8 protein-coding genes and 1 tRNA gene are annotated in these 13,543 nt (G+C 25.2%); all 9 read right to left on the bottom strand.

Annotation, left to right across the window (positions count from 1 at the left end):
* Positions 1-690: 690 nt before the first annotated feature.
* The 9 genes from EXC33_RS01210 to EXC33_RS01175 all read right to left on the bottom strand — a co-directional run bounded on the left by EXC33_RS01210 (position 691) and on the right by EXC33_RS01175 (position 13,526).
* Positions 691-3,018, bottom strand: a complete 2,328-nt coding sequence (locus tag EXC33_RS01210) for a class I tRNA ligase family protein (protein ID WP_046096740.1) — start codon at positions 3,016-3,018, stop codon at positions 691-693.
* A 100-nt stretch (positions 3,019-3,118) separates the two neighbouring features.
* Positions 3,119-4,441, bottom strand: a complete 1,323-nt coding sequence (locus EXC33_RS01205; protein ID WP_129727271.1) for a restriction endonuclease subunit S — start codon at positions 4,439-4,441, stop codon at positions 3,119-3,121.
* On the bottom strand, positions 4,389-5,015 hold the full coding sequence (locus EXC33_RS01200) for a restriction endonuclease subunit S (protein ID WP_129727269.1): 627 nt from the start codon (positions 5,013-5,015) through the stop codon (positions 4,389-4,391). The genes EXC33_RS01205 and EXC33_RS01200 overlap by 53 nt, the downstream gene beginning before the upstream one ends.
* Positions 5,015-6,568: a type I restriction-modification system subunit M gene (locus tag EXC33_RS01195; protein WP_046096911.1), complete on the bottom strand. Its 1,554-nt coding sequence runs from the start codon at positions 6,566-6,568 to the stop codon at positions 5,015-5,017. The genes EXC33_RS01200 and EXC33_RS01195 overlap by 1 nt, the downstream gene beginning before the upstream one ends.
* Before the next feature lie 33 nt (positions 6,569-6,601).
* Complete coding sequence (locus EXC33_RS01190) at positions 6,602-9,535, bottom strand: type I restriction endonuclease subunit R (RefSeq protein WP_318024060.1); 2,934 nt, start codon at positions 9,533-9,535, stop codon at positions 6,602-6,604.
* Between the two features lie 18 nt (positions 9,536-9,553).
* A complete protein-coding gene (locus EXC33_RS02805; protein ID WP_197722028.1) occupies positions 9,554-9,802 on the bottom strand; it encodes a PDDEXK family nuclease in 249 nt (82 codons plus the stop codon).
* Positions 9,803-9,941: 139 nt separating this feature from the next.
* Entirely contained in the window at positions 9,942-10,643 is a 702-nt protein-coding gene (locus EXC33_RS01185) for a B3/B4 domain-containing protein (protein WP_046096912.1), read from the bottom strand.
* Positions 10,644-10,645: 2 nt separating this feature from the next.
* Positions 10,646-13,369: a cation-translocating P-type ATPase gene (locus tag EXC33_RS01180; protein WP_046096913.1), complete on the bottom strand. Its 2,724-nt coding sequence runs from the start codon at positions 13,367-13,369 to the stop codon at positions 10,646-10,648.
* Between the two features lie 65 nt (positions 13,370-13,434).
* Positions 13,435-13,526 (bottom strand) — tRNA-Ser (locus EXC33_RS01175).
* Positions 13,527-13,543 lie beyond the last annotated feature (17 nt).

The raw sequence follows: 13,543 nt of genomic DNA, 5'->3' as shown, positions 1-13,543 counted from the left end.
GAATGAAGTAATTGCTTTATTTAAAGATGCCATAGTAACTAATTCGTTTAAATCTTCATAATCCTTAGGAATAACATAATCAACTTTATTGATTAGATAAACATCTTCTTCATTTTCCACCTTATCAAAATCATTTTTATCTATGTTTTTAACAGAAGATCACAATTCTTGAATTTCTACTTTACTATCAGTTACTAATTTAACATTAAAATTATCATTTTCATTAAGTTCAATATCTATGATTTTTACTAACGAAGCGTATTTAAGTATTGCTAAATTATTGTCATTTTTAAAATAAACAGCATCTTGAAACTCTTTTTTATCATCATGATAAATTGTCAAAAGAAAATTATTTTCGCCTAATTTATTTTTTTCTTTAAGTGAAAATAAATGATTAAAAAAATCATCTTTTTCAAAATTTAATACTCTATAATCACTTTCTAAAAAAACTCAACTTTCTTTTTGACTTTTGCTTAAATCATAAACTAACGTTTTAATATTTTTAGACATAAATATTCCCCTTTTTATTCAAATTACTTAATATTATATATATAAATTAAATATATTAGCAATATTTTATTATTTTTGCTAATTTAGTAATTTCGCTTATCTTGCCTTATTCGTTATATTTCTCTATTTCTTTTTGTGCTTTAATTTATAAAAAAAATACAAATTATGTATTTTTCCAAATTATTTAAGAACAAAGTTAATTATTTTATTAGGAACAAAAATTTCTTTAACTATTATTTTATTTTCCAAATATTTAAAAACAGCTTTTTTTGCTTCATTTAAAACATATGCTTTTTCATTCTTTTCCTTAGAAACAGAAATTTGAGTTTTCAATTTACCGTTAATTGAAATAGGATAAATAATGGAATCGCTGATTAAAGCATTTTCATCAACAATAAATTCTCTTAAATTTTTACTTTCAAAATACTTAGAACTTAACTCCCAAGTTAAATGAGGAATATATGGTTCTAAAATATTTAAAATCACATAGAAAAATTCACTTATTAACTCTTTGTCATTAATATTTTCATATTCATTAAGTATTTCCATCGCCCAAGCAATTAAAGTATTAAAAGCAAAAGTTTTACTATTAAAGATATTTTCTTGTTTTTTAAAACTCTGATGAAGTTTTTTTCTTGCATTTTTTTGTTTAAGACTTAAATTTTTGAAATTATAATTTTCAAGAAAATTTTGATAATTAAAATTTTTAATTATATATTCACTTTTATCATAAAGTCTTTTAATAAATTTATAACATCCTTCAATACCTGCCGTTGATCATTCAAGATCTTTTTCAGGAGGAGCTGCAAAAATAATAAAAAGTCTTGTGCTATCAGCTCCATATTTTGCAATCATTTCTTCAGGACTTACGATATTCCCTTTTGATTTAGACATTTTTGATCCATCTTTGAGCACCATTCCTTGAGTTAAGAGATTTTTAAAAGGTTCTCTATAATTAATTAAATCTAAATCAGCTAAAACTTTAGTAAAAAATCTCGCATATAAAAGATGCAAAATCGCATGTTCAACTCCACCTATATATTGATCTACTTCTCTTCAATAATCGATTTGCTCTCTTATAAATAAATTATTCTCGCGCTTTTCTTTAGGTGTTGTATATCTTGCAAAATATCATGATGATTGTCAAAAAGTATCAAAAGTGTCAGATTCTCTTTGAGCATTATTATGACAATAAGGACATTTAATATTTAACCAGTTACTATTGGTTAAAATAGGATTTCCTTGACCATTGAAAATAACTTTTTCTGGTAATAAAATAGGTAAATTTTCAATTTTTTCTGGCACTAAACCACATTTAGAACAATTAATCATTGGAATAGGGGCGCCTCAATATCTTTGACGGCTTATTCCTCAATCTTGAAGATTAATCTCTTTATCTTTTACTAAATCTTTTTCCTCTATTTTATAGTTTAATTCGTTAAATTCAATTTTATTAAATGCACTAAATTCTTGATAACTTTTAAGTTTGTTTATATTAACTAATATAACTTTATCGCTTTGTACAGTTGAAGCAAAATCCGTAATATATAAATTGTATTTATTGTTTTTAAAAAAGGGGTTATAAGGTAATTTTAAAGCTAATTTTTCGTTAAATTTTTTTTCTTTAATATTATTGTTTATTTTATCTATTAAAAGATTTTCTTCATTGGTTAGAAAATTATTATCTTGTAAATATTTAACAAGTTTATTATTCGCTCCTATAGCAATAAAATGACAATTATTTATTTCGTCAATAGAAGAAATAAAAGCTTTTAGTGAAAATAATTTTCCTCTAATATCTAAATTGAAATTAATAGTGTAACCTTCTCTGTAATTGATTCAATTTTTTTGCATTGACAATACATTGTCTGGTCAATGATTTTTTAATTTTTTTAAATCATCTTGCAATTCTTTAGCATAATTAGTAATTTTTACATTGTATTGAGGCATTAATTTTTGAATAACTTTTTCTCCACATCTTCAACACTTGCCGTTTTCGACTTGTTCATTTGCTAAAACTGTTTGATCTTTTTCACATCAATTCAAATATGATTCTTTACGATAAATTAATTTTTTTTCTCACATCTTAACAAAAATATATTGATCAAATTTAGTATAGTCACTATCTGAAGTTATAACTAATCTATCTCAAGCAAAAGAAATACCTAGTTTTTTAATACTTTCATTCATTTTATCTATATTTTGATAAGTTCATTTTCTGGGATGAATTTGATTTTTAATAGCCGCATTTTCTGCCGGTAAACCAAAAGCATCTCAACCAAAAGGATGTAAAACATTAAAGCCTTTTCTAATGTAATAACGTGAAAAAATATCTCCTAAAACATAATTTCTAACATGTCCCATATGAATATTACCGCTTGGATAAGGGAACATACTTAAAATATATTTTTTAGGAATTATCAAATTGTTAGATGGTTGGAAATAATTATCTTTTTTTCATTTTTCTTGTCATTTGTTTTCTATATTTTTGTGATCATAATTTTGCATAAAATTACCTTTTAAATCGTTGAATAAATAATACCCAAGTAATTATAATAAATAAAAAATTAAAGTAAAAAGTTAGCTATAACCTAGATAGCAAACTTTTTTAATTATTTTCATAACTATTGCTTTCAAGATAATTAAATATCTTATTTTTATAATGTTCGTATTGTGTTTTTCTTTTATTTTCTTCGGCAGGTAAACCAATATTAAAATCAGAACAAATTTTTTTAAAACTATTTAAATAATTAATAATTTTATTTTGAAATGATAAAGGAGGAATTAGTAATTTAATTTTTAAAATGTCCTCAGTATTTATATATGGCAAAGCTGATTTCAATTCTTTAATTTTTAATCAATCATTAATTATGGAGGTTAAATAAAAATAAATAAATTCAGGTATAGCTAAATTTTCTAAAACTTCTATTTTTACTATTCTTTGATTTATAAAACAGTTTTTTTCTTCTCCGCCAGCAAAGCCTATTTTTCCAAGAGAACCTCTAGTAGCAATTAAAATATTATTTTTATTTACTCTGAACTTTTCTAAATTAGTTTTGTAATTTTTTAAACTGAATTTATCGCTCAAAGAAAAATTTATACTACCATTATTATTAATATTATTTATCTTAATAATATTGCCTATTTCTAATTTATTACCTAATAAATTATCGCTTTTAAAATTAAAACCATTATAAAAATTACTAAAAGTTCCTAATTCTAAGGTTATAGCACCAAAAATGTGTTGCAATAATTTGACTAATCCGTGCTCTCTCTCTCTCTCTCTCTCTCTCTCTGCGTCTTTATGTTGTAGAATACCAACTTCAAGATATTTAAATATTGCGTTTCTATAGTATTCGTATTGTTTTTTTCTTTTATTTTCTTCGGCAGGTAAACCGATATTAAGACTGGAACAAATACTTTCAAAATTATCTAGAACATTCACTATTTTGTTTTGTTTTTCTAAAGAAGGAATTTTTAGTGCTAAATTCTTTATAAAATTTATATTTAACATTCAAGGAAAAGAATTAACATTACTTTCAAATATTTCTTTCTGTTTTGTCTTTAAAAAATAATACAAAAATTTCTTAATTAGAATTTTCTCATCAAATTCTAAAGTGATACATTTTTCGCTAGCTCAAAAATCATTTTCTTGTCATTGAACTAAACCGACTGTACCACATCTTACTATTGTTATTTGTTTCTTTTCACGGTTAAAATTACTATAATAACCTAAATATTTTGCTCCTCCACTTACTACTGGATAGCCTTCTTTAGTAAGTTCTTTTTTAGTTATTTTATCTCCCGTTATGAATTTGCAAATATCAGCTAATTTAACTTCAGGTAGTTGGTTAGATTTTATATTTGATTTATATAAATTAAAAGTATCAAAAATACCATCACGATAATATATATTGCTTATTTCTAGCATTTAATTCATTTTTAACATTAATCAAATAATTATTAAATTTATCTAAAATTTCAACAATTTTTTCCTGAAGAGATAAAGGAGGGATTATTATCTCTAAATTTAATATTCCAGCCATATAAGGATGTTTGATAGCGCTTCCACGATAAAAATTAGATATTTTTTCTTTAATGAAATGAAAAAAATAATACAAATATTTAGTATTTAAAATCTTTGTATCAAATGATTTGCAAATTCTATTATCGCTTGTTATAAATTTACCTTTATGATATTGAATTGTTAAATTGCCTCCCCCAGGAATAGCAATTATTTCTTCATCATAAAATTCACCTTTTCACTTTTTTGAAGAAACAAAATAATTCGATTCATAAGTAGTTAGAATTTTTATATCACCATTTTCTTCTTTAATTTTTTCAATTTCTGAAGCATATAAATATTTATATTTTTGCTTGTTTTTGAGCTGCTTTTCTTTTGCTAAATCGTTAAAAGTTTTATCTCAAATAGTTACTTCATATAGTTTTTTTCTAATAAAAAACTTATTATCTTCTTTCGAAAGCAACTCTTCAAAAATTTTCATTACTTTTCCTCTTCAAGTAGAGTAATTATTTTGTCAATTTCTCTTCGAAGAATTTCTTGACGAGAAACAATTTCTTTAATTTCTTGATTCAATAATTTAATATCTATAACTTCTTTATTGTTTTCTTTTTCAACATAAGAATTAACTGAAAGATTATAGTTATTTTCCTCTATTTGTTGACGAGAAGCAATTTTTACTACATTTTTAAGATTTTCTCTTTTATTATATAAATCTAAAATGTCATTTATATTTTGCTCGGTTAATTTATTTTTCTTTGTTACTTTTACAAAATAATTAGAAGCATCAATAAAAACAACGTCTGAATTAATTCTATTTCTCTTAAGTACTAAAATGCATGTTGATATATCTGTACCAAAAAACAAATTATCAGGAAGCTGGATTACAGCTTCAACAAAATTATTTTCTATTAAATATTTACGAATTTGTTGCTCTGCTCCACTTCTATACATTATTCCTGGAAAACAAACTATAGCAGCTGTTCCATCTTCTGATAAATTATATAAAGCGTGCAAGACAAAAGCTCAATCTGCCTTTGATCTAGGGGCTAAAACTCCAGGCGCAGAATAACGCGGATCATTAATCAAAGTTTTATCATTTGTATCATTTCATGGAACTGAGTAAGGCGGATTAGAAACTATAACATCAAAAGGAGCATATTCTTCGCCTTGAGGATTCATTAAAGTATCATCACAATAAATTTTGAATTTATTGAAAGGAATATCATGTAAAAACATGTTAATACGACATAAGTTAAAAGTGGTAACATTTTTTTCTTGTCCATAAATACCAACTTTAATATTATTTTCTCCAAGAACTTTTACTCCTTGTAAAAGAAGTGATCCCGAACCAGCACACATATCATAAATTTTTCTAACGTTTTTTCTGTTGTTAATCGCTAATTTTATTAAAAGTTTACTTACTTCTTGAGGCGTGAAATATTCTCCACCACTTTTACCAGCATTTGAAGCATACATTCCCATTAAAAATTCGTAAGCATCACCAAAAAGATCTATTGTATTATCTTTGAAATTGCCTAGTTGCATACTCTCAATGCCTTGCAGTAAATGAGTTAAAATTTGATTTCTTTTAATTACAGTATCGCCTAATTTATTATTATTAACATCAAAGTCTTGAAAAAGACCTTTGAAATCATCTTCACTATCTCTTCCTTTAGCAGAATCTTCTATTGATTTAAAAATTCTTTCTAAAGTTTCATTCAAATTGACATCATTAGGCGCGTTTTTAGCAACATTAATAAACAAATCTTGTGGCTTTATAAAATAACCTTGATCATCAATAATTGATTCAATATCTTCTGGATCAATTTCATCTTGATATTCAGCATAATTAAAACCTTCGCCTTGTTCTTTATTTATTTCTTTAGTTATTTTTTCTGAAAGAAAACGATAAAACATACCGCCTAAAACATAATTTTTAAAATCTCAGCCATCAACACTACCTCTAAGTTTATCGGCTATGGATCATATTGTTTTATGTAAGTTTTCTCTCTCTAATTCTTTCTTATTATCCATGATATACTTCCTCGTCAATTCCTCTTGATCAAATTATTTTGGTTTAATTAAACCTAAAAATTTATCAAAAATTTTCTTTAAAACTTCAAAAACTTTAATTCGTTTTGCTCTTCTTGTAATTTTTTTAGAATTATTCTTATCTATTGAAAGATATTTTTCTCTAATTGTTTTTCCTAGTTGTCTTCCTTCAAATTGCATTTCACCATTTTCGAAAGAATTTCTCATATAATCAAAAGTTTCTTCTTTATTCAAATCAAGCTCTTTTATAGCCTTATTTGTTTCTTTTTCATACTCTTTCAAAGCATGTTTTTCTCATTCTTTATTAACTTTATCTTCAAAAGCTTCCTTATTTTTAATTTCGCTTTGTTGAGTATTAATTCTGTCGATAAATTTAAAAATTAAATCCTTTTTGTTTCTTAAACTAGGGCTTGAATCAATTCCTGATCTAAGCGAATTTTTAATATCAATAGTTGTTTTTTTCTCAATGATACCTTTAGAAATAAGTTTCAAAATATAGTCTACATTAATTTCGTCTTGTCTAACTAATTCAATTTCAAAAACAACATCTTCGATGATACTTTCTTTTTCATCTTTATTTTGTCTATTTTTTTCTTCTAAGTTTAAATAAATTGATTCGTAATCTTGAATAGCTCTTTTGTCTAAAAAATTGTCTGAATCATTTTCAAAATTATCAAAAGAAGTCAATATATTTTTTAATCTTAAAATTTTGCCAAAAAGCGTAATAAATTCTTTTTTCTTTTCGTTAGTAATAAGAAGTTTATCTACTTCTATTTTTTCAATTGGAAAATTAGTTTTCAATTCACTTGTTAATTCTTGATAACCTTTAACTTTATTTTTATTATCCTTATAGCCATTAATATATTCATTATATGATTTAAGAAGAACAATATTTTTAGCATCTTTATTACCAAACAAAGCAATTGCTTGATCAGTTTCATTAGCAATATCTCTAAAAGTAACAATATTACCAAATGTTTTAATCGAATTTAAAATTCTATTTGTTCTTGAAAAAGCTTGAACTAAACCATGTTGGCGAAGAGGTTTATCTAATCACAAAGTATTTAAAGTTGTAGAATCAAAACCAGTTAAAAACATATTAACGACAATTAAAATATCTATTTCTCTATTTTTCATTCTAAGAGAAACATCTTTATAAAAATTTTGAAATGATTCGCTATCTTTTAAATTAAAAGTGGTATTAAACATGTTATTATAGTCGTTCATAACAGCTTGTAAAAAATCTCTATCATTTCCTTCAATTTTTTGAATATTTTCAAAATCTTCATCGTCTAATTCACCAAATTCATCGATTTGTTCTTTATTCAAAGAATAGGTAAAAATAGTTGATATTTTTAAATTTTTAGCTTTTTCAAAATTTTGTTTTCTCAATTCATTATAGTATGCTCTAGCAAAGTCTATATTTGCAACTGCAAAAATAGAATTGAATCCTCTTAATTCAGTAAATTTTTTAATTTCTTTAACTTGCTTGTTTTTTACTATTTCATCTGTGTTTAGTAATTTATTAAAATGATAGCTTTCTTTGGTTTTTGTTTTTTGATCATAATGTTCCAAAATATAGCTAACAATATTTTCAATTCTTTTTGGATGAATAAGCACTTCATCAGTATTAATATTATTGACTTGCTTATCATTAATTTCACTTTTAGCTTTTACTGTATCAATATAATCAATTCTAAAAGGTAAAACATTCCCATCATCAATAGCGTCAACAATTGTGTAAGTATGTAATTTTTCACCAAAAAGTGTTTCCGTAGTTAAAAAATATGCACCATTTTTATAATTAGAATTACTTTCAAAAATAGGTGTACCAGTAAAACCAAAAAGGTAATATTTTCTAAAAGTTTTTGTAATTATCTTATGCATTTGTCCAAATTGTGAACGATGGCATTCGTCAAAAATAAAAACAACTTTTTTATTGTAAATTGAATGTTTTTTAAAATCTTTAATAAAGTTAGAAAGTTTTTGAATAGTTACTACATATACTTTATTTGCTTTTGATTCAAAAGTATTTGAATCTAATAATAAAGCTAATTCCTTAGTATTTTTTACTCCAGCAGCAAATTCACTAGCAAAACGCTTATATTCGTTAATGGTTTGATAATCCAAATCTCTTCGATCAACAACAAAAATTACTTTCTCTACTTCTTTAATTTTTTGTGCTAATTCAGCAGTTTTAAAAGAAGTTAAAGTTTTACCGCTTCCAGTTGTGTGTCAAATATAACCACCACTTTTATTAGTTCCTTCAGTTTTTTCATATTTAGAAATAGCTATTTTAGAGAGAATTTTTTCAGTTGCAGTAATTTGATAAGGACGCATTACAATGAGCATTTTATTAGTATCAAAAACACAGTATTTAGTCAAAATGTTCAAAATTGTTTTCTTAACAAAAAAAGTTCTAGCAAAATCCATTAAGTCAAGAATTTTATTATTCTTTTCGTCACTTCAATATGAAGTAAATTCGAAAGATTGAATATTTTTTCTAATATATCTGGCGTTTTGTCTATTTGAAGTATTTTTCTTACTAAGAGCAGCCTTGCGCGTTGTATTAGAATAATATTTAGTTTCAGTTCCATTAGAAATGACAAAAATTTGCACAAATTCAAAAAGCCCATCATCACTTCAAAAACTATCTTTTTGATATCTTTTGATTTGATTAAAAGCTTCCTTTATTGGAATACCTCTTCTTTTTAGTTCAATGTGAACTAAAGGTAAACCATTAACCAAAATAGTTACATCATAGCGATTTTTTTGATTACCATTATTAGCTTCATACTGGTTAATAACTTGTAAGTGATTATCATGAATTTTATCTGCTTCAATGACTTTAATATTCTTTGTAGTTCCATTATCTAGTTGTACATTAAAAATACGTATTCTTTGAATAATTTCTGTTTTATCTTCAATGCCTTTATTATCACCAATAATTTGTTTATAAAAATTATTCTATTCATTATCACTTTGAAACTTATAATTATTCAATCTTTCAATTTGTTTACGTAAATTTTTTACTAAAGTTTTATTGTCATGAATTTCTAAATATTCGTAATTTTGATTTTTTAAAATTTCAATAAAACTTTCTTCTAATTTTTGTTCAGATTGATATCAACTTTCTCTTTTTTTATTAGCCAATTTTTTTATATCCGCAACTACAGTTCCAAATTCACGCGAAATTATTGTTTTATAATCACTCATTTAAACCTCATGTTTATTTTTGCTTATTTAATTATAAAAAAGAATGACTAAACATAATCATAGAAGAATTAGATTATAATGAAAAATAATTATTTTTCTGCTATAGGAAGAATAAAAAATGACTCTAAAGCCATTTTATTTAAATTTCAATAATGTTGTGTTCTTTATTAAGTATATAAATCGAACTTTCTGTATTAAAAACCTCTTGAATTAAATTTTGTAATTCTTTAATTGCTAAGTTAACATCAGTATAATTTTCATCAACTTCTTCAATAAAAAACACGATATTTTTACTATTTTCTCTTAGCATTGTTCTAACTGATTCTCTTCAATTGAAAGAACGACAAATTATGCCTGCATTATCTTTATAAACTACTTCACCCGCTTTAGGAGGTTCATTTACATTTGAACCATATGTAACAAAATTTTCATTTCCTTTTGCAAAAGTAAAATGAATATCGCCTTCAATAGTTTCTAAATCTTCGCCTCCACAAGGAACACCATATTTAACTGAAATATAGTTATATACGTCAACTAAAGGAGAAATTGAAGGTAATTTATTTTGGTTTTTAGCTCTTTTTAATAAATTTTCAACAGAAGATTTATTACCCTTTTCATTTGGAAATTTTTTATATGCTTCTCTTCATTTTTTTATTACTTTATTTTCACTTAATTGTTCTTCCGGTAAATGTTTTGGTACATATTTTAAAGCATCATCAAGTAGATTTAAAAAATAATTTTTATCCTTGTTGCTAGCGTTTAAATTTTTAACAACTAATGTAGCAATATTTAAATTTGGATATAGTTCGAAAATTAAATTGTCAATAATAATTTTTTTCATACTTAAATTTTATTATTTGAATTTTTATTTTTCAAAAATTTAAATAGTTTGTACATTTCATTACTAAAAGTTAAAATCAAAGCTAAAGGAATAGAAACAGCTAAAAGAATAGGCATAGCTCAAACATTTGTAACCATTCTAAAAATTTCTGATAAGTACGGTACAAAAACAACGAACATAGTACATAAAACAGAAAATAAAGCTGCTACTCAAACAATTCAATATCTTTTTAAAGAAGATTTAAAAATTGATTTTTCACTCATTAAATTAATGCTATTTAATGAAGCAGCAATTCCTAATGTTAAAAATCCTGCTGTTGAAGCTGCTTTTAAAATTTCTTCTCCATTAACATTTTCTTTTTGCATTGCAATATAGCCACCCAATCAAAAAGCTATTAGAGTAAGTAATGATAGAAGTAAAGATTGTAAAAGCAAACTTAAACCCATCCCCCTAGAAAAAATACTTTCATTTTTCGAATAAGGATCGCGATTCATTACATTTTTTTCACTATTTACTAGACCTAATGCAATAGCAGGCAAGCCATGTGTTAATAAATTAATTCAAAGCAATTGCGAAGCACCAAAAATATAAAATTCTGCTTCACCTAATTTATCTTTAAAATAAAGGAAAAAAGCGATCATACCAATAAGCATTACTAACACTTCGGTCAAAGAAGAAATTAATAAATTCATAATAACAACTTTAATTTTGTCAAAAATTAATCTACCATTTTTAACTGAATTAACAATTGTATTAAAGTTATCATCAACTAAAACTAAATCTGCTGCTTGCTTAGAAACATCTGTTCCAGTTATTCCCATTGCACAACCAATATCACTTGCTTTAAGAGCTGGAGCATCATTTACACCATCTCCTGTCATAGCTACGACTTTTTCATGCGCTTGCCATGCTTTGACAATTCTTAGTTTATCACTTGGATTAACTCTTGCATAGACACTAATTGAAGAAACTTTTTCTTTTAATTCATCATCATTTCATGAAGCTAATTCATTTCCATTTACTGCTAAATCATTTGCGTTATAAATGCCTAAATCTTTAGCAATTGCAACAGCAGTATCCAAATGATCGCCAGTGATCATAACTGTTTTAATACCAGCTTTTTTGGCCAAAGAAATACTATTTTTAACATTAGCTCTAGGAGGATCAATCATTGCAACTAGACCTACAAAAATTAAATTATTTTCATCTTCGAAATCGATATTATTTTTATTTAATTCTTTAATTCCAACAGCTAATACACGATAACTTTTTTTAGCAAAAAAACTATTAACATTATGAATTTCTTCGCTATTATTATCATCTATTAAAGATCTATTTAAGATAACGTCAGGAGCACCTTTAGTAATAAGATATTTCTTATTGTTTTTTTCTACTAAAACAGAAGATAATTTTCTATCACTATCAAAAGGCAGAGCATGAATAATATTAAATTCTTTATTTAATTTTTCTTTAGTTATGTCATATTTATGGGCAAATTTTAATAATCCTATTTCTGTTGGATCACCAATTTCTTTATAAATTTGATTCCTCTCATCATATGAAATATTAGCATCATTACACAAAGTTAAATATTTAGCTAATAGAATAAAATCATCATCTATATCTGTAAGTTGACTCAAATATTTATTATTTAAATAACCATCAACAACGGTCATTTTATTTTCTGTTAAAGTCCCAGTTTTATCACTACAAATAATCGAAACTGAACCAAGCGTTTCTACTGCTAAAAGATTTTTAGCTAAAGCTTTTTGCTTTGACATTTGTGCAACACCAATACTTAATAAAACAGTAGTAAAAGTAATTAAACCTTCTGGAATAGCCGCAACTGCTAAACTAATTCCTATTACTAATGAATCAATATATGGTCTTGGTTCGCTTCAACTATTTTTAATAACGTTAATAAGCACAATTTGAATAATAAAACTTATAAAGAAAAGAATAATTCCTGAAATACCGAAAATTTTACTTAATTTATTAAGCTTAATTTGTAAAGGAGTAGCATTTTTCTTTTGGTTTTGAATCATATCGTTAATTTTGCCTATTTCGGTATTATGTCCTATTTTTTCTACCACTGCAATAGCACGCCCGTTAGTGACATATGTTCCTGAATAAATTAAGTGCTTATTATTAGCCAAAATAGGATCATTTTCTTTTCCAAAGTCAGCTTCTTTATCTACAGATAAACTTTCCCCTGTTAATGAAGATTCAACTACTTTTAAGTTAAAGCTTTCAATTAAACGTGCATCCGCACTAATAAAATCACCTGCATTTAAAAGCAAAATATCGCCAACAACTAATTCTTCAGCTAAAATGATTTCGGTTTTATTATCTCTAATTACAGTTGCATTGGCTTCATTAAGTTTAGCAAGCGCTCTAACCGCTTGATCACTTTTTACTTCTTGATAAGCCCCCAATGAACTATTTAAAACAATAACTAAGACTATGATTGCGGGCTCAATAAATGAAACTATTTGTTCAGTTGAAGAAGAATTACCACTAATAGAAGTATAAATAGCTAAAGATAAACTAACTATCGCTGCAATTATTAGTAATATGACCATAGGATCCATAAATTGTTTAAGAAAAGCGATAAATCAATTAACTTTTTTTTCTTTTATTAATGTATTTTTACCAAACTCTTTTCTTTTCTGGACAACTTCTGAACTAGTTAAGCCACTTTTATAATAGCTTATTTCTTTATTCATTTTGTCTCCTTTCAGTTCATAACATTAAAAATTATAATTTAATGAATCTAAAGATATAAAAAAACTGGCGGAACAGAGAGGATTCGAACCTCCGCGGGAGTTGCCTCCCCTACAGTCTTAGCAGGACCGCCTCTTCGACCGACTTGAGTACTGTTCCAACAGTTTTTTAATTAT

Source organism: Mycoplasmopsis meleagridis (genome assembly GCF_900660695.1).
In the GTDB taxonomy this organism is placed as follows: Bacteria; Bacillota_I; Bacilli_A; order Mycoplasmatales; family Metamycoplasmataceae; genus Mycoplasmopsis; species Mycoplasmopsis meleagridis.
This window is presented reverse-complemented; position numbering and strand designations above follow the sequence as displayed.